Raw genomic sequence first — 24934 nt, forward strand, 5'->3', positions numbered from 1 at the left:
AGGATGGGGCGCCGCGCCTCAGGCAGCGGCACCGAACAATTCGGGATAAGTGACGACGGCGGTGCCCAGCTTGCCGACCACGATGCCGCCGGCGCGATTGGCATGCTGCACGGCTTCCTTGAGCGGCACGCCCGCACCCATCATGGTGGCGAGCGTGGCGATCACGGTGTCGCCGGCACCGGATACATCATAGACCTCGCGGGCCTGCGCGGAGACGTGCAGCACTTCGGCTTCGGTATAGAGCGTCATGCCCTCTTCCGAGCGCGTCAGCAGCAGCGCTTCGAGCTGCAGCGCGCGGCGCAGGTTCTGCGCGCGGATGGTCAGGTCGGCCTCGGTCTTCCAGGCGCCGACCACGGCACGCATCTCGGCGCGGTTGGGGGTGATCAGCGTGGCGCCGCGGTAGCGCGAGTAGTCGTCGCCCTTGGGGTCGACCAACACCTTGCGGCCGGCCGCGCGGCCGGCGTCGATCATGCGCGTGACGTGGGTCAGCCCGCCCTTGCCGTAGTCGGACAGCACCAGCACCTGGTAATCGTTGACCAGGCCCTGGAACTTGTCCTGTACCGCGAGCAGCACTTCATGCGCCGGCGTGTTCTCGAAATCCACGCGCAGCAGTTGCTGCTGGTGTGCCACCACACGCAGCTTGATGGTGGTGTTGATCTTGGCGTCGCGGTGCAGGTAGGGCTGCACGTGGCTTTCGGCCAGCAGCGCCTCGAGCGTGCGCGCCGGCTCGTCGTCGCCGACCACGCCCAGCATGCCGACGCGCGCGCCCAGCGCCGCGGCGTTGCGGGCCACGTTGGCGGCACCGCCCAGGCGCTCGTCGCTGCGCTTGACCTGCACCACCGGCACCGGCGCTTCCGGCGAAATGCGCTCGACGTCGCCGAACCAATACCGGTCCAGCATCATGTCGCCGACCACCAGGATATGGGACTGCCGGATCTGCTCCTGCGGAATGACGGTCTTGTTCATGAAGATCCTTGGCAATATCGCGGCGGCCGCGGCAGCCGCGTTAGCTTATCGATTGATGAGTCCGTTGACCCACGTACGCCTTATTCGTTCGCCGGCGGCGCAGCCTTGCGGGCCGGGCGGCCGATGGCGTGGTATTCCACGCCGGTCTCGCGCATCGCCTCGGGCTCATACAGATTGCGTCCATCGAAGATCACCGGCGACTTCAGCCGCCGTTTGATCTGACCGAAGTCGGGGCTGCGGAACACTTTCCATTCGGTCACGATCGCCAGCGCGTCGGCGCCGTCGAGCGCATCCATCTGGTGCTGGTGGAAGCTCACGCGCGCGGCGCCGCCCGGCACATCGGCCAGGTCTGCCTCCAGCACCCGGCGCGCCTCGGCCATCGAGACCGGGTCATGCACCCGCAGCGACGCGCCGCGCGACACCAGCTCGCGCGCCAGCACGCGCGACGGCGCCTCGCGCATGTCGTCGGTATTGGGCTTGAAGGCCAGACCCCAGAGCGCAAAGACGCGGCCGGTCAGGTCGTCGCCGAAGCGGCGTACGATCTTTTCGCCCAGTACGCGCTTCTGCGCGCCGTTGACGGCTTCCACCGCCTCCAGCACGCGCAATGGCTTGCCATGGTCTGCGGCGGTGCGCATCAGCGCCTGGACGTCCTTGGGAAAGCACGATCCGCCATAGCCTGCGCCGGCATACAGGAAACTGTAGCCGATGCGCGGGTCCGAGCCGATGCCCATGCGCACCAGCTCGATATCGGCGCCGACCTCGTCAGCCAGGTTGGCGAGCTCGTTCATGAACGAGATGCGCGTGGCCAGCATCGAATTGGCCGCGTACTTGGTGAACTCGGCCGAGCGCACGTCCATGTAGAAGGTGCGCTCATGGTGGCGGTTGAACGGCGCATACAGCTGCCGCATGGTGGCCTGCGCGTGGCGGCCGGCGGCGTCGGCATTGCAGCCCAGCACGATGCGGTCGGGGCGCATGAAGTCTTCGACCGCGGCGCCCTCTTTCAGGAATTCCGGGTTCGACACCACCGAGAACTGCAGGTCTTCCAGTCCGCGCGCGGCCAGCTCCTCGCGAATCGCGGCGGTGACGCGGTCGCCGGTCCCCACCGGCACGGTCGACTTGTCGACCACCACCTTGAAGCCGGTCATGTGGCGGCCGATATTGCGGGCCGCCGCCAGCACGTACTTGAGGTCGGCCGAGCCGTCCTCGTCCGGCGGCGTGCCCACCGCGATGAACTGCACGTCGGCATGCTCGACGCTGGCTGCCACGTCGGTGGAAAAGATCAGGCGGCCGGCCTCGCGGTTGCGCTGGATCAGTTCCTGCAGGCCCGGCTCGTAGATCGGCACGCCGCCCGCGTTGAGCAGCGCGATCTTCTGCTCGTCCAGGTCCAGGCAGAACACGTCGTTGCCCTGCTCCGCCAGGCAGGCGCCGGTGACGAGACCGACGTAGCCGCTGCCGATAATGGTGACTTTCATAGCTTCAATTCACATCCGTTGCACGGCCACCGGAAATCAGCCGAGCGTTTCGGAACGCCGCGGGGCATAGGTCTCCCAGCGGTTGCAACCAGGGCACTGCCAATAGAACAGCCGCGCACGGAAACCGCATTCGCGGCAGGTATAGCGCGCCAGGTTGCGCGTTCGCAGTTGCAGCAGGTCGCGGATGGCAGTGGTTTCCTTCGCCTCGTCGTCCGCTTCCGCGCCCTCGGACTGGCCAGTCGCGGCCTCGACCACAGCAGCCTGCGCGGCGGGCGCGGTGGCGGCCACCGCCGACTGCGCCTCGAAGTACTTGGTCAGCGCCAGCAACGTGGGCTGGCGGCGCAGCTGTTCGCGCATCAGGCGCGCCGCGGCCTCGGGGCCATTCACCTCCAGTTCGGCCTTGTACGCGGTGTCGAGCACCTCGGGCGCGAGCTTGCCCTTGAGCAGGCCGCGCAGCCACTCCAGCGCCACCCCTTGCTCGTCCAGGGCGGCATAGGCCTTGACCACGCGCTCGGCCACCAGCGGCAGGAAGGCAGCGTCCTGCTGCTCGATGCCGAGCCAGTGGCCCAGCGCCGCGCGCGCATCGCCCGCCGCCGCGGCGACGTCGCCGAGCAGGATCGGCGCGCGCACGTTGGCGGGATTCTCGGCCACGGCCTGGTTCAGCCATTTCACCGCGTCTTCGGGGCGCTTGCGCTGCAGCGCGTCCTGCGCCAGCTCGCAGCAGAACTGCGCGATCTGCAGGCTGTAGCTCTTCTGCTCCAGCGTCTGCAGCTCACGCGCGGCATCGATCGCCTTCTGCCACTCCTTTTCGACCTCGTAGAGCTCGAGCAGCACGCGCTTGGCCGACGCCGCGTAAGGCCCCGACATCAGCCGGCGCAGCGATTCCTCGGCACGGTCGAGCAGGCCCGCGCGCAGGTAGTCTTCGCCCAGCTCGAACAGCGCGTGCTCGCGTTCGGGCTCGGGCAGGTCGGGGCGCGTGGCCAGGTTCTGGTGCACGCGGATGGCGCGCTCGGTTTCGCCGCGGCGCCGGAACAGCGCGCCCAGCGCAAAGTGCAGCTCGGTGGTTTCCGGGTCCAGCCGGGCGACTTCGACAAAGGCGTCGATGGCCTTGTCGGGCTGCTCGTTGAGCAGGAAATTGAGTCCCTTGAAGTAGGAGCGCGGCAAGGCCCCCTGCTCGCTGATCATCTGGCGCACGTCGAAGCGCGCCGCCATCCAGCCAAGGCCAAAGACAAGTGGCAGCACCAACAGCCACCAGGTTTCGAACATCATGGATCAGACTTTCGGGCCGACTACGTTATAGGGAGACTTGCCGTCGCGGGGCACCGGGGCGGCGCTCGCCGCTGCCGCCGACGGCGCCGCCGTCGACGCCCGTGCGTCCGCGGCCGCGCGCCGCAGCCTGGCCAGTTCCACGCGCTGGCGCATCAGCCCAGGCGCCACCGAGGCCAGCGCCGCCACCGCGCCCAGCGCGAAGGCGGCAAACAGGATCAGGATCAGCGGCGCATGCCAGACGGCATTGAAGAACAGCTGCAGCGAGGCTTCTGCGGTATTGCGCAGGGCCAGCACGAACAGCAGCACGAATACGACGATGCGGACGATCCAGGCAAACAGTTTCATGCGGGTAGGCGGCGAAGCGGCATGGCGTTGAGGCGGGCAAGCACAAAGCCTGCGGCTGGCAGGACGTCCAGTGCAAGGCCCGGCCAAGACCCCGGCATTGTAACGGAATCACTTCACGGATTCGGTAACGTGGCGGTAACGGCCTGCCGGGGCGCGTCTCATAGGTGTCGGCGCTCCGGCTTGCAGACGCTGCCGCATGCCGTTCCGCCAGCATCGAGCATAAAAAAAAGCGCCCCAAGGGGCGCTTTTTTGACAAATCAGTAGCAGGCAGTGCCAGTCGAAGTCACGAGCGAATGAAATCCAGTCCGCTCTCGTGCAACCCCGTCGGTGCGGCGGATGCCGCGCCCTGGCCTGCCTTGCCCGGCAGGGCTTGCGCCGTGCCGCCGGAATGGCCGTTGCCGTTGGCGCCCGCGGGCGCCGGCTGGCTACGGTCAACCCGTTCGCGCAATTCCTTGCCCGCCTTGAAGTGCGGCACCCGTTTTTCAGGTACCAGCACCCGCTCGCCGGACTTGGGATTGCGCCCCACGCGAGGCGGACGCCGGTTCAGACCAAAACTGCCGAATCCGCGGATCTCGATGCGGTGGCCGTCGGCCAACGCTTCGGACATCGCGTCGAGTATCGTTTTCACCGAGATGTCCGCATCCCGCAGCAGCAGCTGGGGGAAGCGGGCAGCCAGTTTTTCGACGAGCTCCGACTTGGTCATGGGCATACGCGCAAGCGCGGGGGCCTGCGATTACTGGTTGTCCTGGCCGAGCTTGGCCTTCAGCAGGGCGCCGAGGTTGGTCGTGCCAGCCGTGCCGGTGTCGGCCTGGAACTTCTGCATCGCTTCCTGCTGCTCTGCGCTGTCCTTGGCCTTGATCGACAGGTTGATGTTGCGCGACTTGCGGTCGACGTTCACCACCAGGGCGGTGATCTGCTCGCCTTCCTTCAGCACGTTGCGGGCGTCTTCCACGCGGTCAGCGGAGATTTCCGATGCGCGCAGGTAGCCTTCGACGTCGTCGGCCAGCTGGACCACGGCGCCCTTGGCGTCAACGGCCTTGATCGTGCCCTGAACCAGCGAGCCCTTGTCGTTGGCCGAGATGAAGTTGTTGAACGGATCGCCCGACAGCTGCTTGATGCCCAGCGAGATGCGTTCCTTGTCGACGTCGATGCCCAGTACCACGGCTTCGACTTCGTCGCCCTTCTTGTACTTGCGCACGGCCTCTTCGCCGGACTCTTGCCAGGACAGGTCGGACAGGTGCACCAGGCCGTCGATGCCACCAGGCAGGCCGATGAACACGCCGAAGTCGGTGATCGACTTGATCTGGCCGGCGAGCTTGTCGCCCTTCTTGTGGTTACGCGAGAAATCGTCCCACGGGTTGGCCTTGCACTGCTTCATGCCCAGGCTGATACGACGCTTGTCTTCGTCGATATCCAGCACCATGACTTCGACTTCGTCGCCCAGCTGGACCACCTTGGACGGGGCCACGTTCTTGTTGGTCCAGTCCATTTCCGACACGTGCACCAGGCCTTCGATGCCGGCTTCGATCTCGACGAACGCGCCGTAGTCGGTCAGGTTGGTCACCTTGCCGAACAGGCGGGTGCCTTGCGGGTAGCGGCGCGAGATGCCGACCCACGGATCTTCGCCCAGCTGCTTCACGCCCAGCGAGACGCGGTTCTTTTCCTGGTCGAACTTGAGGATCTTGGCGGTGATTTCCTGGCCAACCGACAGCACTTCGCTCGGGTGGCGGACACGGCGCCAGGCCAGGTCGGTGATGTGCAGCAGGCCGTCGATGCCGCCCAGGTCAACGAACGCACCGTAGTCGGTGATGTTCTTGACGATACCGTTGACGATGGCGCCTTCCTTCAGGGTTTCCATCAGCTTCTGGCGCTCTTCGCCCAGCGTGGCTTCGACCACGGCGCGGCGCGACAGCACAACGTTGTTGCGCTTGCGGTCCAGCTTGATGACCTTGAATTCCAGGGTCTTGCCTTCGTACGGGGTGGTGTCCTTGATCGGACGCACGTCAACCAGCGAGCCCGGCAGGAACGCGCGGATGCCGTTGACCATCACCGTCAGGCCGCCCTTGACCTTGCCGGTCACGGTACCCGAGATGATTTCGCCGTCTTCCAGTGCCTTCTCGAGGTTCAGCCACGAGGCCAGGCGCTTGGCCTTGTCGCGCGAGAGGATGGTGTCGCCATAGCCGTTCTCGAGTGCGTCGATGGCCACGGAGACGTAGTCGCCGGCCTGCACTTCGAGTTCGCCCTGGTCGTTCAGGAACTCCTCCACCGGCACAAATGCCTCGGACTTGAGGCCGGCGTTGACGACCACGAAATTGTGGTCGATGCGCACGACTTCAGCGGAGATCACTTCGCCAGCCTTCATATTGGAGCGGGCGATCGATTCCTCGAACAGTGCGGCAAAGGATTCGTTAGTTTGCAGGTCGGACATAAACGTAAGGTGAAATCCGCAATACGCTGGCCGGCGCGACGATCGCGCTCAGTCTGCCAGGGCAGCGGGGTCAGGTTTGACAAAAGCCAGCCAGGGCACAGGCCCGGACTGACGCCATCGGGTACGGAAGGGGCGCGCCGCTTCTACGGATGCGCCCGCTGCATGTCATGCATCGGGCCGCACAGCGGCAAACCACTCCAGCACCTGCGCCACTGCCTGATCCACCGTCATGTCGGAGGTATCGAGCAGCTTTGCATCCTCGGCGGGACGCAGCGGCGCGGCGGCACGGGTACGATCCCGCGCGTCGCGCGCCTCAAGGTCACGCAAAAGGTCTTCGATATTAGCAGAAATTCCCTTATCAATCAATTGTTTATAGCGCCTGCGCGCACGCGCCTCGACGCTCGCGGTCAGGAACACCTTGAGCTGGGCGTCCGGGAAGATCACGGTGCCCATGTCGCGGCCGTCCGCCACCAGCCCGGGCAGCTTGCGAAAGCTGCGCTGCAGCTGGGTCAGCGCGTCGCGCACCGGCTGGTGCACGGCGATGGCCGAGGCGCGGTTGCCGATCGCCTCGGCGCGGATGGCCAGACTCACTTCCTCGCCTTGCAGCCAGACGCGGTCGGGCCCGAACTTCACATCGAGGCGCGAAGCGATCCGCGCCAGGGCGTCCATGTCGGCCAGGTCAACACCCAAGCGGTCGCTGGCCAGCGCTACCAGCCGGTACAGCGCACCGCTGTCGAGCAAGTGGAAGCCCACCGCATCGGCAACCTTGTGCGCAACCGTGCCCTTGCCAGAGGCGGTCGGTCCGTCAATGGTGATGACGTTGACGATAGTCATTGCTTATGGCATCCAGTGAAACGATTGATTGTTAATTCTATTGAGAATCATTATCATTTGATCCATGGCATCGTGCCGCGGCAAGCGCGATGCATCCCTCAGTATTGGTCGCGAGGCAATCTACCATGGCAAAAACCCTGACGTTCGGCATCATGCACCTCGGCATCGCGTTCAGCGTGACCTATGCGCTGACCGGCAGCCTGGCCGTGAGCGGCGCCGTCACTTTTATCGAACCGGCCATCAATACCGTGGCCCACTACTTCTTCGACAAGTACTGGGACAAGCGCCAGCATCGCCAGGCGCCGGCCACCGGCGACAGCGCCGCAGCCTCCGCCGGCAACGGTGCCAACGCAGGCCTGCTCAGCGCGTGACGCCGGCGAACACGCTGAAGTAGTCCGGGAAGGTCTTCGCCACGCAGCCCGGATCATTGATCCGCACCGGCAACGGGCCGAACGCCGCCAGCGAGAAACACATCGCCATGCGATGGTCATCATAGGTGCCAATGCCGTCGGCCGGGGTCTGCCACGGCTGCGGCGGCGTCACGCGCAGGTAGTCGGCGCCCTCCTCGACCACGGCGCCCAGCTTGCGCAGTTCCGTCGCCATCGCGGCGATGCGGTCGGTTTCCTTGACGCGCCAGCTGGCGATATTGGTCAGCGTGGTGGTGCCTTCGGCAAACAGCGCCGCCACCGCCAGTGTCATGGCGGCATCGGGAATGTGGTTGCAGTCCAGTTCGATGCCGTGCAGGCGCCCGTCGTCGCGCTCGGTGCCGCGCACCTCGATCCAGTTGTCGCCCGCCATCACATTGGCGCCCATGCGGTTGAGCGCATCGGCAAAGCGCACATCACCCTGGATGCTGGCCATGCCGACGCCTTCCACGCGCACCGGACCACCGCCGATCGCGCCGGCGGCCAGGAAATACGAAGCCGACGATGCGTCGCCCTCGACAAAGATCTCGCCCGGCGAGCGGTAAGCCGCCCCTGCGGGCAGGATGAAGCGCTCCCAGCCCTGCCGCTCAACATCGATGCCGAAGCGCGCCAGCAGGTTCAGCGTGATCTCGATATACGGCTTCGAGATCAGTTCGCCCACCACTTCGATCTCGATGCGGCCGCTGGGCGACTGCGCCAGCGGCAGGCTCATCAGCAGCGCGGTCAGGAACTGGCTCGAGACGTCGCCGCGCACGCGGATCGGCGCGTCGATGCGCAGGCTGGCCGGCTGGATATGCAGCGGCGGGAAACCTTCGTTGCCAAGGTAGTCGATCACCGCGCCGACCTGGCGCAGGCCGTCGACGAGGTCGCCGATCGGCCGCTCATGCATGCGCGGCACGCCGGACAGCTTGTAGCTGCCGCCCTGCAGCGCCAGCGCGGCGGTCAGCGGACGGATCGCGGTGCCGGCGTTGCCCATGAACAGCTCGGCCGACTTGTTGGGGAAGTTGCCGCCGGCGCCGGTGACGATGTAGTCGGCGCCTTCCTGCCGCCAGGCCACGCCCAGCGTGCGCAGCGCCTGCAGCATCACGCGGGTGTCGTCGGAATCGAGCAGGTCGCGCACGCGGGTCTCGCCGTTGGCCAGCGCAGCCAGCAGCAGCACGCGGTTGGAGATGCTCTTCGAGCCCGGCAGCCGAACGGTGCCGTGGGCGCGGGTCAGGGGGCCTAGCGTCAGGTGTTCCATGGATGTCGTGGGCGCCGGGGCGCCGCGTTCAGGCGATGGGCCGAGGCCATCAGGGTTCGATATGGTTGTTGCCCGCGGCACGCTCGGCACCCCAGGCCAGGCGGGTCTTGCTGGCGCGCGTGAAGATGCGCTCGAGCGCGTCGCCGTCGCCTTTCTCGATCAGCGTCTTCAGGTGCGCCAGCACCGACTGGTAGGTATTCAGCTCGCGCAGCAGCGCGTCGCGGTTGGCGACGCAGATGTCGCGCCACATCTCAGGGGACGAGGCTGCGATCCGCGTGAAGTCGCGGAAGCCGCCGCCGGCGAAATCCAGCTTCAGCGCCGCATCTTCGGCGTTGGCCACCTGCGCCACCAGCGCGTACGACAGCACGTGAGGCAGATGGCTGACCGCGGCAAACACGGCGTCGTGCTGCACCGCCGACATCACGTGGCAATACGCGCCGGCGCTTTCCCACATGGCGCGCACCGCGGCAACATCTGCGCGCGCGTTTTCCTGCAGCGGACACAGCACGGTCTTCTTGCCGTCGTACAGGTCCGGCAGCGCGGCCTCGACGCCGTTGAGCTCGCGCCCGGCGATCGGATGGGCCGGCACGAACTGCGCGGCCTTGTCGCCCAGCGCGGTCTTGGCGGCGATGATCACGTCGGACTTGGTGCTGCCAGCATCGGTAACGATGGTGCCCGGCTGCAGGTGCGGCTCGAGCGCGTGCAGCAAGGCAAAGTTCTGCGCCACCGGCGCGCACAGCACGATCACGCTGGCGCCGCGCGCGGCATCGGCCAGCGTCGCGGCCTCGTCGATCACGCCCAGGTCCAGCGCCTTCTGCAGCGAGGCAGCCGAGCGCCCCACCCCGACCACCGTTCCCACCACGCCGGCGCGCTTGAGCGCCAGCGCGAGCGAGCCGCCGATCAGGCCGACGCCGACAATGACAACACGGGAAAAATGCAATGCACTCACAATCACAGGCCGCAAGCGGCGGTAGTTCGGTTCAGACCGAGGTCAGTCAAGGGGCGGCACAACCATTCGCTTCTGCGGCGGCCGGCCTCAGGCCAGCACCCGCTCCAGCGCCGCGATAAACGCCGCGTTCTCTTCCGGCAAGCCGATGGTCACGCGCAGCCAGCGCGGCAGGTTGTAGTTGCCCACCGGGCGCACGATCACGCCCTGCCGGAGCAACGCCAGGTTCACGCGCGCGCCGGCGCCGTCATCGTCGCCCACGCGCACCAGCACGAAATTGCCGGACGACGGCACGTATTCCAGGCCGAGCCGGTCGAATGCTTCGGTCAGTTGCCGCTTGCCGTCGCGGTTCAGCTCTGCACTGCGGCGCAGGAAGGCGGTATCGGCCAGCGCGGCGATGGCGGCGGCCTGCGCCACGCTGTTGACATTGAACGGCTGGCGGATGCGGTTCAGCAGGTCGGTCAGTTCCGGCTGCGCCACCGCATAGCCGATGCGCAGGCCCGCCAGGCCATAGGCCTTGGAGAACGTGCGCGACACCATCAGGTTGGGATAGCTGCGCACCCAGGCAATCGCGTCGTATTGCTGGCCGGCATCGAGGTACTCGTTGTAGGCCTCGTCCAGTACCACCACGACATGGCGCGGCACCCGCTGCAGGAACGCCTCGATCTGCGCCGCCGGCAGGAAGGTGCCGGTGGGGTTGTTCGGGTTGGCGATAAAGACCAGGCGCGTATCCGGCGCAATCGCCGCCGCCATCGCGTCGAGGTCATGGCCGTAGTCGCGCGCGGGCACTTCGATGGCACGGGCGCCGATCTCCTGCGTGGCCAGCGCGTACACCGCGAACGAGTACTCGGCATAGACGATCGACTGGCCCGGCTCCACCAGCGCGTGCGCGGCCAACTCCAGGATGTCGTTGCTGCCGTTGCCCAGTGTCAGCCAGTCGGCGGGCACGCCGAGGCGCGCCGACAACGCGCCCTTCAGTGCAAAGCCGTTGCTATCGGGATAGCGGCCCAGTTCGGCGACCGCCGCGGCCACTGCAGTGCGCGCCGATTCCGGCATGCCCAGCGGATTCTCATTGGAGGCGAGCTTGACGATGCCGGCCTCGTCCAGGCCGAACTCGCGCGCGACTTCCGCAATCGGCTTGCCCGCCACGTAGGGCGAAATCGCCCGCACATAATCCGGCCCGAAACCCGGTGCGCCGCCCTGCTTGCCCTGCTCTGCCATCTTGTCTCCTTGTGCGATCCGGCTGCCTTACTTGCTCGATGGATACGAGCCCAGCACCTTCAGGTAGGCCGCGTTGCGGCGCAGCTCTTCGATCGCGCGCGCCACCGCGGGCTCATGCTGGTGCCCTTCCACGTCGACGTAGAAGTAGTATTCCCACGCGCCGCTGCGCGCCGGACGCGACTCGAAGCGGCACATCGACACGCCGTTCGCGGCCAGCGGCGCCAGCAGCTGGTACACCGCGCCGGCCTTGTTGGGCACCGACAGGATCAGCGAGGTCTGGTCGCTGCCCGAGGGCTCGGTCTCATAGCGGCCGATCACGGCAAAGCGCGTGCGGTTGTGCGGATCGTCCTGGATATGCGTGCGCACCAGGTGCAGATGGTAGCGGTTGGCGGCCGATTCACCGGCGATCGCGGCCACGGTCGGGTCTTCGCTGGCCATGCGCGCCGCTTCGGCATTGCTCGACACCGCCTGGCGCTCGAGGTGCGGATAGTTGGCGGTCAGCCAGTGCTGGCACTGCGCCAGCGCCTGCGCATGCGCGCGCACCACCGTGACGCCCTTCATGTCGGGGGTCGACGCCATCAGGTTGTGGTGCACCTTGAGCGCGATCTCGCCACTGATTTTCAGAGAGGTCTGCAGGAACAGATCGAGCGTGCGCGACACCGCGCCCTCGGTGGAATTCTCGACCGGCACCACGCCGTACTCGACCGTGCCCGCCTCGACCGCGCGGAACACCTCGTCGATGCTGGGGCAAGGCACGCCTGATACCTCGTGGCCGAAATGCGCGTACAGCGCCTGCTCCGAGAAGGTGCCGGCCGGGCCCAGGAACGCCACTTCCAGCGGCTTCTCCAGCCCGCGGCAGGCGGACATCACCTCGCGCCAGATGGCGGCCACGCTTTCGCCCAGCAGCGGACCCGGGTTGGCGCCCTGCACCTTGCGGATGACCTGCAGCTCGCGCTCCGGACGGAACACCGGCGCGCCGTACTTCTTCTTGACCTCGCCCACCTCGAGCGCCAGCTTCGCGCGGCGGTTCAGCATCGCCAGCAGCTCGCGGTCCACGGTATCGATCTGCTCGCGCAGCGGCCCCAGCTCGACCGACAGCTGGCGCTCGGCATCACTCAGATGGCTGTCGCCGTTCTGCGGCGCATTTGGCGGCGTCTCCTCGCGCGCGGGGGTGCGGTCTTGTCTTGTCATGTTGTATCAATCCGGTGGGCCGCCGGGCGCGGCGGCCAGGAAACTGCCCGCGCGGCCCGGCATGCCGTGGCTGGCATGCGTGGACCCGCAGCGGGAATGCGCGTCAGGCGGAGGTCCGCTCGAACTCGCGCATGAATTCGATCAGCGCCATCACGCCTTCCAGCGGCATGGCGTTGTAGATGCTGGCGCGCATGCCGCCCACGGTCTTGTGCCCTTTCAGTTGCACCAGGCCGTTGGCCCGGGCCTGCTGCAGGAAGGCCTCGTTGCGCGATTCGTCGCCCAGGAAGAACGGTACGTTCATGCGCGAGCGGCAGCTGGGATGGATTTCGTTGCGATAGAAATCGCTCTGGTCGAGGTAGTCGTACAGCGCCGACGCCTTGGCGATATTGCGCTGTTCGATCGCAGGCACGCCGCCCTGGCGCTTGAGCCACTGGAACACCAGGCCGGCGATATAGATCGCATAGGTCGGCGGGGTGTTGTACATCGAGTTGTGCTCGGCCACCAGGCGCCAGTTGAACGCCGACGGGCACAGCGGATGGGCATGGCCGATCAGGTCTTCGCGCACGATCACGATGGTGACGCCGGCCGGGCCGATGTTCTTCTGCGCGCCGCCGTAGACCACCTGCACGCGCGACCAGTCGATCGGGCGCGACAGGATGTGGCTGGAGGCATCCGCCACCACCACGCGGTCGCCCTTGACCTGGCCGATATCGGGGATGTCCTGGAACTCCACGCCGACGATGGTCTCGTTGGTGCACAGGTGCACGTAGCCGGCGTCGTCCGACAGCTTCCAGTCGGCCACGTCCGGAATGCGGTGGTATTTCTGCGCCTCGCTGCTGGCGGCGATATTGACCGCGCCGTAGCGGCGGGCCTCCTGCTCGGTCTTGACCGACCAGGTGCCGGTGACGACGAAGTCGGCCTTGGGCGCGTCGGCATGACGCAGGCGCATCAGGTTCAGCGGCACGATGCCGTTTTCGCCGATGGCGCCCCCCTGCAGGAACAGCACGCGGTAGTTGGCCGGAATATGCAGCAGTTCACGCAGGTCGGCGATGGCCTGGTTGTGGATGCCTTCGAACTCGCGGCTGCGGTGGCTCATCTCCATCACCGACACCCCGGTCCCGCGCCAGGACAGCATCTCCTCGGCGGCCTGTTGCAGCACTTCGGCAGGCAGCGCTGCCGGGCCGGGCGAGAAGTTGTAGACGCGTTCGGCCAATGCACGCTGCATCATGCCGGCAAGAGCGGGATTCTGGGGATCGTTCATGAGACGGGGGATGGAAAAATGGCTGCCGGTGTTACCCAAGCAGCCATTATCCCTCAAACCCGCGCCCCGTAGGGCGCCGGGGGTTAGCCCCCGGTTTGCGCGCCGGCCCGAACGCGATCGGACGGGCAGCGGGCGGATCCGTTGCGGATCACGCCGGCATCACTTCGAAGCGGCGGTGATTTCCTTCTCGGCGGCGTCGCGCATCGACTTGCCAACCTGCGGGCCGTACTTCTGCATCATCGAGCCCCAGATCTCCTGGGTCGCCTTGCCCTGGTTGGCCATGAACTTCTGGCCGGTCGGCGACTTCAGGAAGGTGGTCAGGTCCTTCAGTTCCTGCGTGGTGTAGTACTTGCCGAAGGCATCGTAGTGCGCCTGGATGGCATCCTTGCGGAAGCCGTCGGTCGTAAACGCCGTGCCGGCGCCGTCCACGACGCGCTGCACCGCGCCGTTCTTCTTCAGCTTTTCAACCGCGGCCTGCTTCTGCTTGTCGCTCAGGGTCTTGTTTTCGACCAGCACCTGCTCGAGGACCAGCGGCGCTTCCTGCTTGGCGCCTTGCTGCCAGTTCTCTGCCTGGCCCTTCACAGCCTGGTCTGCCTGCATGACGGAAAGCAGTTCCTTGATGGCTGCCGTCTTTTCCGCGTCCTGTGCGTGGGCATGCTGCGCCATCATGAAGGTCGGAACAAAAGCAGCCAGAACAGCGATACGTCGATAGGTTTTGAGCATTGTGACTCCCTGGTAAATACGTCCGTTTTAGTCCGGACAGCCGCGAGGCGAGTTCCGGCTGGCGTCCTATTGTTGCAACAATTTACGTTTGGTCTTAAGGATTCGCGTCGGCATCTGCACCTGCGGCACCTTCGGTGCCCTCGGCGCCTTCCGCACCCTCGGCCTCGTCCGGCTCCTCGCCATTGCCGCCGTTGTCGGCATCGCTTTCAACGATGCGCTGCAATCCGGACAGCTTGGTGCCCTCGTCCACGTTGATCAGCGTGACACCCTGGGTGGCGCGACCCATTTCGCGGATTTCCGCCACACGGGTACGGATCAGCACGCCGCCGGTGGTGATCAGCATGATCTCGTCCTCGGGCGAAACCAGTGCAGCAGCCACCACACGGCCGTTGCGCTCGCTCGTCTGGATCGCAATCATGCCCTTGGTGCCGCGGCCATGTCGAGTGTACTCGGCGATGGGGGTACGCTTGCCGTAGCCGTTCTCGGTCGCGGTCAGCACGCTGCCGCGCACGCCCGCATCGGCCGCTTCTTCAGCGGTCTCGGCCGGCGCCACCAGCATCGCGATCACGGCCTGGCCGTCTTCCAGGTTCATGCCGCGCACGCCGCGCGCCTGGCGTCCCATCGGACGCACGTCGTTCTCGTCGAAGCGCACGGCCTTGCCGGCGTCCGAGAACAGCATCACGTCGTGCTGGCCGTCGGTCACCGCCGCACCGATCAGGTAGTCGCCTTCGTCGAGGTCAACCGCGATGATGCCGGCCTTGCGCGGGTTGGAGAACTCCGTGAGTGCAGTCTTCTTGACCGTGCCGCGCGCGGTCGTCATGAAGATGAAGTGCTCGGCGTCGAACTGCCGCACCGGCAGGATGACGTTGATCTTCTCGCCCTCCGACAACGGGAACATGTTGACGATCGGCCGCCCGCGCGAGTTGCGCGAGCCCTGCGGCACCTCGTAGACCTTCAGCCAGTACAGCCGGCCGCGGTTGGAGAAGCACAGGATGTAGTCGTGGGTATTGGCCACGAACAGCGTATCGATCCAGTCGTCTTCCTTGGTCGCGGTGGCCTGCTTGCCCCTGCCGCCACGCTTTTGCGCACGGTATTCGGAGATTGGCTGGCTCTTCATATAGCCGCTGTGCGACAGGGTGACCACCATGTCCTGCGGGGTGATCAGATCCTCGGTATCCAGCTCGGTCGCGTTCAGTTCGATTTGCGAACGGCGCTCATCACCAAATTCGGCGCGAATCGCCGTCAGTTCGTCGATGATGATGGACGTAATCCGCTCGGGGCGCGCCAGGATATCGAGCAGGTCGGCGATTTCGGCCATGATGTCGCGATATTCCTGGACGATCTTGTCCTGTTCGAGCCCAGTGAGGCGTTGCAGGCGCATTTGCAGGATTTCCTGCGCCTGGCCGTCCGACAGCCGATACAAGCCGTCGGTCTGCATGCCGAACACGGCCGGCAGCCCGTCCGGCCGGTACGACGCCCGCCCGCCGGGGGTTTCACCCTCGGCGCGGGCCAGCATTTCACGCACCAGCCCCGAATCCCACGCCTTGCTCATCAGTTCCTGCTTGGCGATCGGCGGCGTCGGCGCGGCCTTGATGATGGCGATGAACTCGTCGATATTGGCCAGCGCGACCGCCAGGCCTTCCAGCACATGGCCGCGCTCGCGCGCCTTGCGCAGTTCGAACACCGTGCGGCGGGTAACGACCTCGCGGCGATGCGCCAGGAAGTACTCCAGCATCTGGCGCAGGTTCAGCAGGCGCGGCTGGCGGTCGACCAGCGCCACCATGTTCATGCCGAAGGTGTCCTGCAGCTGGGTGTTCTTATATAGGTTGTTGAGAACGACCTCGGGCACCTCGTTGCGCTTGAGCTCGATCACCACCCGCATGCCGGACTTGTCCGACTCGTCGCGGATATCCGAGATGCCTTCGATCTTCTTCTCGGTGACCAGCTCGGCAATGCGCTCCAGCAGGGTGCGCTTGTTGACCTGGTACGGCAGCTCGTCGACGATGATGGCCTGGCGCTGGCCCCGGTCGATATCCTCGAAGTGCGTCTTGGCGCGCATCACCACGCGGCCGCGGCCGGTGCGGTAGCCTTCGCGGACGCCCTGAATGCCATAGATAATGCCGGCGGTCGGAAAATCCGGAGCCGGAATCAATTCAATCAGCTCGTCCACCGTCGCCTGCGGGTTGCGCAGCAGATGCAGGCAGCCGTCGACGATTTCATTCAGGTTATGCGGTGGGATATTGGTGGCCATGCCCACTGCAATACCCGACGAACCGTTGATTAGCAGATTGGGAATACGCGCCGGGAGAATCGAGGGCTCTTTTTCAGAGCCGTCGTAGTTGCTGTCGAAATCGACGGTTTCCTTGTCGATGTCGTGCAGCATCTCGTGGGCGATTTTCGACAGCCGGATTTCGGTATAACGCATGGCCGCGGCGTTATCCCCGTCCACCGAACCAAAATTCCCCTGGCCGTCGACCAGCATGTAGCGCAGCGAGAAGTCCTGCGCCATGCGCACGATGGTGTCATAGACTGCGGTATCGCCGTGCGGGTGGTACTTACCGATCACATCCCCGACGATACGGGCCGACTTCTTGTAGGCGCGGTTCCAGTCGTTGTTGAGCTCGTGCATCGCATACAGCACGCGCCGGTGCACCGGTTTCAGGCCATCCCGGACATCCGGAAGCGCGCGCCCGACGATCACGCTCATGGCGTAATCGAGGTAGGAGCGGCGCATTTCCTCTTCTAGGGAGACCGGAAGGGTTTCTTTTGCGAATGGATCCATTGCGGCGTGGTTTATGCGGCAGGTTTAAGCAAATGACAGGCCTTTGGCACGCGGCGCCGGTAGGCGCCTGACGGCCGGGCAACGTGCCATTCTAACATGCCGGCACCCCCTGCCCGGCGCTCTCCGGACAGGCCCCGCAGCGGCCCGCCGAGGCCGCTGCTGAAACCCGGAATCCCTGATGCCACAAGGCTTTGCGGGCGATACAAGACCCATGTTGCACAAACACCACAGGCCCAAAACCCATGCGGCGAATCGAATATATTTACTTCTTAGGAAACGACCCTTGTGGCACAATTCCCCAGCGAAGAGCCAGACATTGTTCGAAGTGGAGCATCCGCCACATCGAGAATGTTATACTCCGAAGAATGTATGACTTGTTTTCGTCCATTTGCTCGCAGTAACCCTGCGGTGATCTCATCCTGAGAGGAGAAATATGAAAAAATTTGCCAAGCTCGCGCTCGTTGCAGCTACCGCAGTAATGGCTGCATCCGCTCAAGCTCAGTCCGTCCCTTATGAAAAGAAGGCAGTGAACGACAACTGGGGCAACGGTACGAGCGAGTACGTGTGGAAGAATGGCACGAACGAGCTCTGCTGGCGCGACAGCTCCTGGACCCCGGCCACGGCCAACGCGCTGTGCGACGGCGCCCTGGCTCCGGCTGTGGCCGCTCCGGCTCCGGCTCCGGTGGCTCCTCCGGTGGTTTCGAGCGAGAAGGTCACTTTCGCTGCTGACACCCTGTTCGACTTCGACAAGGCTGTGCTGAAGCCCGAAGGCAAGGCCAAGCTGGACGACCTGGTCTCGAAGCTGCAAGGCATCACCCTGGAAGTCATCATCGCCGTTGGCCACACCGACTCGTTCGGCTCGGACAAGTACAACGATCGCCTGTCGATCCGCCGCGCTGAATCGGTCAAGGCTTACCTGGTGAGCAAGGGCGTTGAAGCCAACCGCGTCTACACCGAAGGCAAGGGCAAGCGCCAGCTGAAGGTCGATCCGAAGTCGTGCAAGGGCAACCGCAAGTCGCAGATCGCCTGCCAGCAGCCGAACCGCCGCGTGGAAGTCGAAGTGGTCGGCACCCGCAGCGCACGTTAATCGGAACCCTTCCGATCCAAGAAGCCCAGCGCAAGCTGGGCTTTTTTTTTGGTACAGTTGCCCGGACTGTCCCCTTCCTCCACCCGCCGCGGCCAGCGCCGCCGGACCCGCATACGATGACGTTGCAATCGCAAACCCTCCCCGCAGCCGACGCCGCCAGCCAGCACCCGCCGCGCCGGAATGCCGACCCCAAGGAAATCGATAAATTCAGCGAGTTGGCCCACCGCTGGTGGGATCCGCAAAGCGAGTTCAAGCCGCTGCACGAGCTGAACCCGCTGCGCCTGGGCTGGATCGATGGCATCGCCGCACTGGCGGGCAAGCGGGTGGTCGACGTGGGCTGTGGCGGCGGCATCCTCTCCGAGAGCATGGCACGCCTCGGTGCCACCGTGCGCGGCATCGACCTGTCCAGCAAGGCGCTCAAGGTGGCGGACCTGCACAGCCTGGAGTCCGGCGTTGCCGTGACCTACGAGGAGATCGCCGCCGAAGCGCTGGCCGCGCGCGAGCCGGCCAGCGTGGATGTGGTCACTTGCATGGAGATGCTCGAACACGTGCCGGATCCGGCTTCGATCGTGCAGGCATGCACGACGCTGGTCCGTCCGGGCGGCCATGTGTTCTTCTCGACCATCAACCGCAACCTGAAGGCCTACCTGCTGGCCATCGTCGGCGCCGAATACGTGCTCAACATGCTGCCGCGCGGCACCCACGACTACGAAAAGTTCATCACACCCTCAGAGCTGGCCCGCTTCGCGCGCCAGGCCGGCCTGGACCTGGTCGAGATGCGCGGCATGACCTACAACCCGCTGTCGCAGGTCTATAGCCTGGGCCGCGACACGGACGTGAACTACCTGATGGCATTCCGCCGGGTGGCGGCATGACCGCGGCGATCGCAGGGGTCTTCTTCGATCTCGACGGCACCCTCGCCGACACCGCGCCTGACCTGGCTGCCGCGGCGAACCGGCTGGTGGTCGAACGCGGCCGCCCGCCGGTGGCCTACGACAAGCTGCGCCCCGTGGCCTCGCACGGCGCGCGCGGACTGCTGGGCGCGGCGTTCGGCTTGCGCCCGGAGGACGCCGAATTTCCGGCCCTGCGCGATACCTTCCTGGATTACTACGAGGCCGACATCGCGGTGCATACGCGCCTGTTCGACGGCATGCCGCAGGTGCTGGCCGCGCTCGAGGCGGCGGGGATCCCGTGGGGCATCGTGACCAACAAGATCGCGCGCTTCACGGTGCCGCTGGTCGCCGCGATCGGCCTGGCGCCCCGCGCCAGCGCCGTGGTCAGCGGCGACACCACGCCGCACGCCAAGCCCCACCCCGCCCCGCTGCTGCATGCCGCCGCGAGTGCCGGCGTCGACCCGAGCCGCTGCGTCTATGTGGGCGACGACCTGCGCGACATCCAGGCCGGCAAGGCCGCGGGCATGATCACAGTGACCGCCGCCTACGGCTACTGCGGCGACGGCGACCCGCCCGAGGCCTGGGGCGCGGACCACCTGATCCGCCACCCGGCGGAGCTGATTCCGCTGCTGGTACCCGCCGCGATCGCCTGAAAGTGCGCTGGCAGTATCCAGGCACCGGGCCTGGAACTCCCCAAGACAGCTTGCGTCCAACCGGGTACAATCCAGCTTCCTCACTGGGGCCGACCTGGTTTCGACGTGGGTTACAAAGCAGTGGAGGGCATACCGAGGACCCGTCACCTCGTTAATCAATGGGAATGCAATAACTGCTAACGACGAACGTTACGCACTGGCAGCCTAAGGGCCGCCGTCCTCGCACTGGCTCGCTGACGGGCTAGGGTCGCAAGACCACGCGAGGTCATTTACGTCAGATAAGCTCCGGAAGGGTCACGAAGCCGGGGACGAAAACCTAGTGACTCGCCGTCGTAGAGCGTGTTCGTCCGCGATGCGCCGGTTAAATCAAATGACAGAACTAAGTATGTAGAACTCTCTGTGGAGGGCTTGCGGACGCGGGTTCGATTCCCGCCGGCTCCACCAGTATTCAGTCCGACGCAGTACCAGCAGGACCAGAAACCCGCGACAGCTCAGGCTGCGCGGGTTTTTTCTTTGCCCGGCGCCGTTGCTGGCATGCGCCGGGAAAAAACAACATCCCCAGATTTGGGGATGCCGGGCCCGCCATGCAGGCCCATGATGCGATGCGGGCGATCCGCGACTCGCCCGCTGCCACTTCGAGCCCTCGTCCACCCGGCCGAGGGCTTTTTCTTTTGGTGCGACGGTCAGGGACGGGAAAATTTCCGACCCCAAAATAGGCCAAGCCTTATCGCTTCACGAGTGTGCCGATCCTATCGTAGCAAGGAACTTTGACCGGCATGTCGCTGGTTGTCATTGGCCTGCTTCGCACTCGCCGCGGGAGCTGCGCGCGGCAAGCCGCATTCCTGACCCTGCTATGAACCGATCCCAACTCTTCCATTTCCTGCGCCGCTGGCTGGTCATAGTGGCGAGCTTCGGGGCACCGCACCTGGCCCATGCGAAGTGCACTGCCACGCCATCGTTGCCTTATGACCAGACCCTCGACAGCATGGCGATCGCGGTCAACCTTGCCGAGGGCAGCACGATTCCCGGAACGGTACGCAGCTACCAGTTCAGCGGCAGCTGCACCAACGTGCTGCCCTGGGTGGTGCCTGGCGCCCCGATCGTCTCGTGCTACTACGGGTCCGGTACCGAAGTAAGGCCGGGCGTCTATTCCACCGGTGTCCCGGGCGTTGGCATCCGCCTGCGCAATGCCGCTGGCCAGCCGATGACCAATGCTTCGGGCGTCTGGTGCGACACCCGCTCGGCCAACCTGGGCCTCCTCAATGCCGACCTGACCTATTCCGTATCGGTGACCATCGAGTTCGTCAAGACCGGGCCGATCTCGCCCGGCAACCTCGACCCCGCCCAGACCCGCTTCGGCTTCGGGGTCTATAACGGGTCGGTGGAAGGCGCGCTGAGCGGCACGGGAAACCGCGACAACTACATCGGCTTTTCCGGCACCATCGCAACGCGCGAAATCGCCTGCAATGTCGTCGCGCCCACCACGGTGAACCTGCCTGCGATCAGCGCCAGGACGCTTGCGACGCAAGGCTCCGGCGGCAACACGCCATTCGCCATCCAGTTGAGCTGCAACAGTGCGGCCATCGTCGGCATGACGCTGGACGCCGCCGCCGGCACGCCGGTGATGTCGACCGCGTCCGGCATCCTCGGCCTCAGCAATGCCGGGACCCCCGGCGCGGCGGGCGGCGCGGGCGTGCAGATCATGAATGCCAGCGGCACCGCGCCGGTACCGCTGCAGATGCGCAATGCCATGGGGAGCATCCAGGCCAACGTACCCGCCACCTATCGCTTCGGCGCCCGCTATGCCAGCCTCGGCGGCACCCCTTCGCCGGGTAACGTCAGCAGTTCGATGGTGTTTACGCTGGACTACCAGTAAGCGCTATCGCGGCAGTGACGTACCGGAGGCATGGTTCATCGCTACATCCCGGAACCGAAGGACTACAATAGCCCGCTGCAGTCCTTCAAGGCTTTCGCGATGTCCGACCATCCCCGCTTCACCATCAACCGCTCCATGATCGCCCTGGTTCCGGAACAACCGTTCCTGGACTGGATCCAGGCGGTCGATCCCCAGCCTGTGGCCGGCCTCACGCTGGAGCAGGTGCGCGAAGACCAGAGCGTGTTCCTGCTGCCCGAGGAGCTGGCTGACACGCACGAGAACGCCGTCCGCTGGGTCGAGAAGCGCTGGCAGGAATTCTTCGAATTCATGCTCGGCGAATGGTTCGACGACTCGGCATGGCCCGAGGAACTGTCGCTGAAGATGTTTCGCGAGTGGTTCAGCGTGCGCTATCACTCGATGGTGTTCGACATGGCACCCGACGTGCCGGTGATGCACGACGACTGGGACGACGAGGACGATTCGTCGGAGCTGCTGCACTGACCTCCCGGCCGCCCTTCAAAGGAATCGGTCAAGTATCTTGCGGCTGTGCTTGTCCAGCGCCATCAGGTCGCGGATCAGGTAGTGGATGCCGTGCGTGTCCGAGATCAGCAGCGTGCTGCCAGCCAGGCGCCGGATCGCCTCTTCGCCGCGCAGCACCAGGTCGGTCTGGCCGCGGTCGGTCTTGACCGTCCACACGCTGGGTGTGGCGTAGGTCGACACACTGACGATGCGCTCGATTTCCGGCATGAACTCGCGCGAGGCCAGCTCCGCCTCGATCATGTCGCGCTCGGCGATCGGCAGGTCTTCCAGCCGCGGAATCCATACCACCTCGTGCCCGTCGGCGCTCATCATGCCGATGCCGCCCTGCGGCGCCGAGATCGGGAAGGCACGCACCGGCACCACGCCTTCATGGACAGTGCCGTCCTCGGCGATCAGCACCAGGCGGCCGAACGGGTTGCGGTCCAGCGTGAACACGGGGGTCGGCGCGGCGGCGGCAATGTCATTGGGCATGGGCGGTCTCGGGGATCTGGATCGGCTCTTCGGCGTCGTCGTCTTCGGTATCGACATTGCGCGCCTGCGCCTGGTAAAGCTTGTAGTACGCGCCTTCGCGCAACAGCAGCTCGTCGTGGCTGCCCACTTCGACGATCTGGCCGCGGTCCATCACCACCAGCCGGTCGGCCTTGCGCAGCGTCGACAGGCGGTGCGCGATGGCAATGGTGGTGCGGCCCTGCACCAGGTTGTCGAGCGCCTTCTGGATTTCCTTCTCGGTGGCGGTGTCGACCGACGAGGTGGCCTCGTCCATGATCAGGATGCGCGGGTTGATCAGCAGCGCGCGCGCAATCGAGATGCGCTGGCGCTCGCCGCCCGACAGCGCCTGGCCACGCTCACCCACCAGCGAGTCATAGCCGTGCGGCAGCCGCAGGATGAACTCGTGCGCATGCGCGGCGCGCGCGGCGGCGATGATCTCCTCGCGCGTGGCGTCCGGCTTGCCGTAGGCGATGTTGTCGGCGATCGTGCCGAAAAACAGGAACGGCTCCTGCAGCACCAGGCCGATATGGCGGCGGTACTCCGATACCGGCAGCGAGCGGATATCGACCCCGTCGACCCGGATCGCGCCCTCCGAGACGTCGTAGAAGCGGCAGATCAGGTTGACCAGCGTGCTCTTGCCGGAGCCGCTGTGGCCGACCAGCCCGATCATCTCGCCCGGCGCGATCGACAGGTTCAGCCCGCGGATCACCGCGCGGTTGCCGTAGCGGAAGCCCAGGTCGCTCATGTCGATGGCGCCTTCGACCTGGTCCAGCTTCGCCGGGCGCACCGGCTCGGGCACGCTCGACACATGGTCGAGGATGTCGAAGATGCGCTTGGCGCCGGCAGCGGCCTTCTGCGTCACCGAGACGATGCGGCTCATCGAATCCAGCCGCGTATAGAAGCGGCTGATATAGGTCAGGAACGCCACCAGGACGCCCACCGTGATGGCGCTGTGCGACACCTGCCAGATGCCGAACACCCACACGATCAGTAGACCGATCTCGGTCAGCAGCGTCACCGTCGGCGTGAACAGCGACCACACCGCGTTGACGCGGTCGTTGATCGCGAGGTTGTGCTTGTTGGCCTCGCCGAAGCGCGTGACTTCGCGCTTTTCCTGGGCGAACGCCTTGACCACGCGGATGCCGGGGATGGTGTCGGCGAGCACGTTGGTGATCTCCGACCAGATCCGGTCGATCTTCTCGAACCCGTGGCGCAGGCGGTCGCGCACCAGGTGGATCATCCAGGCGATAAACGGCAACGGCACCAGCGTCACCAGCGCGAGCCACGGGTTGATCGAGACCAGGATCACCGCCGTCATCAGGATCATCAGCACGTCGGTGGCGAAGTCCAGCAGATGGAGTGACAGGAACACGCAGATGCGGTCGCTTTCCGAACCGATGCGCGCCATCAGGTCGCCGGTGCGCTTGCCGCCAAAATACTCCAGCGACAGCTTTAGCAAATGTTCATACGTGGTCGTGCGCAGATCCGCGCCGATGCGCTCCGATACCCGCGCCAGCAGGTAAGTTCGCGCCCATCCCAGCGACCACGCCACCAGCGCGGCGCCGAGCAGCCCCGCCAGGTAAAGCCGCACCAGCCCATAGTCGATCGGCACGCCGTTCTGGAACGGGATCAGCACCTTGTCCATCAGCGGCATGGTCAGGTATGGCGGCACCAGCGTGGCGGCGGTCGACAACAGCGTCAGGAGAAAGCCGCCCAGCAGTTGCCAGCGGTATGGCTGGGCGAAGCGCCATAGCCGCAGCAGCGCCCAGGTCGACGGCGGCGTTTCCAGCTCGCGACTGCATTGCGGACACTGTTCCTCGTCCGGCGGCAGCGGCGCCTTGCAGGTCGGGCACAACACCTCGCCGGCGACAGTGACCGGACGCGAGGCGGCGGCGTCGCGCTGGGCCTCGAACTGGTCCGCCAGCCGCAGAGCGGCGGGATTGTAACCAAGCGTATATCGCCAGGTGGCGAGCCGGCCGGCCGGGCCGGTCAGTTCCAGCGTGCCCACCCCCGCGTGGTCGGTATGCGACAGGCGTAGCGCAGGGGCGATGTTCCATTCCCGCACATTTTTTTCGCCGGGGGCGCGGGCAACGATGCGCTGGTCGGTCACAACCAGCCACCCTTGGGTAAAATGCAGCCTCGCGTCGAGGTCCAGCGCCAGTCCGGCCAGGACAGTCTCGCCGGGTCGGAGCCACGATCCGGCTTCAGTCCGCCAGGGTTCATCGGCGGCGGTGGCGGTAGGGACAGGCAGGGAGGACTGGGTCATGGATGGCGCGGCGTGCGTCCAGGGAAT

22 protein-coding genes and 1 other RNA gene are annotated in these 24934 nt (G+C 65.7%); 7 read left to right on the top strand and 16 right to left on the bottom strand.

What is annotated here, in order from left to right; genetic code table 11:
• Positions 1-18: 18 nt before the first annotated feature.
• The 7 genes from rfaE1 to cmk form a co-directional block, all read right to left on the bottom strand.
• Positions 19-966 (bottom strand): D-glycero-beta-D-manno-heptose-7-phosphate kinase, encoded by a 948-nt coding sequence (gene rfaE1 / locus AC3FMM_RS03515; protein WP_062797352.1) that lies wholly within the window; start codon positions 964-966, stop codon positions 19-21.
• Between the two features lie 80 nt (positions 967-1046).
• Entirely contained in the window at positions 1047-2438 is a 1392-nt protein-coding gene (locus AC3FMM_RS03520) for a UDP-glucose dehydrogenase family protein (RefSeq protein ID WP_116312277.1), read from the bottom strand.
• 36 nt (positions 2439-2474) lie between these two features.
• Positions 2475-3707, bottom strand: coding sequence for a lipopolysaccharide assembly protein LapB (lapB, locus tag AC3FMM_RS03525; protein WP_116312276.1), 1233 nt, complete (start codon positions 3705-3707; stop codon positions 2475-2477).
• A gap of 3 nt (positions 3708-3710) precedes the next feature.
• Positions 3711-4052, bottom strand: a complete 342-nt coding sequence (locus tag AC3FMM_RS03530) for a lipopolysaccharide assembly protein LapA domain-containing protein (protein ID WP_115679704.1) — start codon at positions 4050-4052, stop codon at positions 3711-3713.
• Between the two features lie 283 nt (positions 4053-4335).
• Positions 4336-4755, bottom strand: a complete 420-nt coding sequence (locus AC3FMM_RS03535; RefSeq protein WP_115706574.1) for an integration host factor subunit beta — start codon at positions 4753-4755, stop codon at positions 4336-4338.
• Positions 4756-4785: 30 nt separating this feature from the next.
• On the bottom strand, positions 4786-6480 hold the full coding sequence (gene rpsA / locus AC3FMM_RS03540; protein WP_062797346.1) for a 30S ribosomal protein S1: 1695 nt from the start codon (positions 6478-6480) through the stop codon (positions 4786-4788).
• Positions 6481-6645: 165 nt separating this feature from the next.
• Entirely contained in the window at positions 6646-7314 is a 669-nt protein-coding gene (gene cmk, locus AC3FMM_RS03545; RefSeq protein ID WP_116312275.1) for a (d)CMP kinase, read from the bottom strand.
• A gap of 125 nt (positions 7315-7439) precedes the next feature.
• Here cmk and AC3FMM_RS03550 point away from each other — a divergent pair, with 125 nt between their 5' ends.
• A complete protein-coding gene (locus AC3FMM_RS03550) occupies positions 7440-7685 on the top strand; it encodes a DUF2061 domain-containing protein (RefSeq protein WP_116312274.1) in 246 nt (81 codons plus the stop codon).
• On the opposite strand, the gene aroA is transcribed toward AC3FMM_RS03550, so the two are convergent.
• From aroA to gyrA, 7 genes are all read right to left on the bottom strand, one after another.
• Positions 7675-8979: a 3-phosphoshikimate 1-carboxyvinyltransferase gene (gene aroA, locus AC3FMM_RS03555; protein WP_115708593.1), complete on the bottom strand. Its 1305-nt coding sequence runs from the start codon at positions 8977-8979 to the stop codon at positions 7675-7677. The genes AC3FMM_RS03550 and aroA overlap by 11 nt on opposite strands.
• Positions 8980-9028: 49 nt before the next feature.
• Positions 9029-9928, bottom strand: coding sequence for a prephenate dehydrogenase (locus AC3FMM_RS03560; protein ID WP_116313238.1), 900 nt, complete (start codon positions 9926-9928; stop codon positions 9029-9031).
• A gap of 87 nt (positions 9929-10015) precedes the next feature.
• Positions 10016-11146: a histidinol-phosphate transaminase gene (gene hisC / locus AC3FMM_RS03565; protein WP_488686118.1), complete on the bottom strand. Its 1131-nt coding sequence runs from the start codon at positions 11144-11146 to the stop codon at positions 10016-10018.
• Between the two features lie 27 nt (positions 11147-11173).
• On the bottom strand, positions 11174-12337 hold the full coding sequence (pheA, locus tag AC3FMM_RS03570) for a prephenate dehydratase (RefSeq protein WP_326347356.1): 1164 nt from the start codon (positions 12335-12337) through the stop codon (positions 11174-11176).
• Between the two features lie 103 nt (positions 12338-12440).
• On the bottom strand, positions 12441-13598 hold the full coding sequence (gene serC, locus AC3FMM_RS03575; protein WP_115679699.1) for a 3-phosphoserine/phosphohydroxythreonine transaminase: 1158 nt from the start codon (positions 13596-13598) through the stop codon (positions 12441-12443).
• 159 nt (positions 13599-13757) lie between these two features.
• Complete coding sequence (locus tag AC3FMM_RS03580) at positions 13758-14321, bottom strand: DUF2059 domain-containing protein (protein WP_092308167.1); 564 nt, start codon at positions 14319-14321, stop codon at positions 13758-13760.
• A 94-nt stretch (positions 14322-14415) separates the two neighbouring features.
• Positions 14416-17103 carry a DNA gyrase subunit A gene (gyrA, locus tag AC3FMM_RS03585; RefSeq protein WP_115708587.1) on the bottom strand — a complete coding sequence of 896 codons (2688 nt, stop codon included), beginning with the start codon at positions 17101-17103 and terminating at the stop codon, positions 14416-14418.
• 433 nt (positions 17104-17536) lie between these two features.
• Between gyrA and ompA the strand changes: the two genes are divergently transcribed.
• The 6 genes from ompA to AC3FMM_RS03615 all read left to right on the top strand — a co-directional run bounded on the left by ompA (position 17537) and on the right by AC3FMM_RS03615 (position 22113).
• Entirely contained in the window at positions 17537-18190 is a 654-nt protein-coding gene (gene ompA / locus AC3FMM_RS03590) for an outer membrane protein OmpA (protein WP_012352078.1), read from the top strand.
• A 116-nt stretch (positions 18191-18306) separates the two neighbouring features.
• The gene (gene ubiG / locus AC3FMM_RS03595) at positions 18307-19065 is read left to right on the top strand and encodes a bifunctional 2-polyprenyl-6-hydroxyphenol methylase/3-demethylubiquinol 3-O-methyltransferase UbiG (RefSeq protein WP_116312271.1); all 759 of its coding nucleotides are present in this window, start codon (positions 18307-18309) and stop codon (positions 19063-19065) included.
• Positions 19062-19736, top strand: coding sequence for a phosphoglycolate phosphatase (gene gph, locus AC3FMM_RS03600; RefSeq protein WP_115679696.1), 675 nt, complete (start codon positions 19062-19064; stop codon positions 19734-19736). Before ubiG ends, gph begins: the two co-directional genes overlap by 4 nt.
• An 85-nt stretch (positions 19737-19821) precedes the next feature.
• Positions 19822-20180, top strand: a transfer-messenger RNA (tmRNA) gene (gene ssrA / locus AC3FMM_RS03605).
• A 409-nt stretch (positions 20181-20589) separates the two neighbouring features.
• Positions 20590-21612: a fimbrial protein gene (locus AC3FMM_RS03610; RefSeq protein WP_488686119.1), complete on the top strand. Its 1023-nt coding sequence runs from the start codon at positions 20590-20592 to the stop codon at positions 21610-21612.
• A gap of 99 nt (positions 21613-21711) precedes the next feature.
• Positions 21712-22113 (top strand): hypothetical protein, encoded by a 402-nt coding sequence (locus AC3FMM_RS03615; protein ID WP_115681406.1) that lies wholly within the window; start codon positions 21712-21714, stop codon positions 22111-22113.
• 15 nt (positions 22114-22128) lie between these two features.
• Here AC3FMM_RS03615 and AC3FMM_RS03620 read toward each other — a convergent pair whose 3' ends face one another.
• Positions 22129-22623 carry a cyanophycin metabolism-associated DUF1854 family protein gene (locus AC3FMM_RS03620; RefSeq protein ID WP_115708583.1) on the bottom strand — a complete coding sequence of 165 codons (495 nt, stop codon included), beginning with the start codon at positions 22621-22623 and terminating at the stop codon, positions 22129-22131.
• Positions 22613-24907, bottom strand: a complete 2295-nt coding sequence (locus AC3FMM_RS03625) for a cyanophycin metabolism-associated ABC transporter (protein WP_115708581.1) — start codon at positions 24905-24907, stop codon at positions 22613-22615. Before AC3FMM_RS03625 ends, AC3FMM_RS03620 begins: the two co-directional genes overlap by 11 nt.
• Positions 24908-24934: the final 27 nt, after the last annotated feature.

The organism is Cupriavidus sp. 207A1, assembly GCF_057798955.1.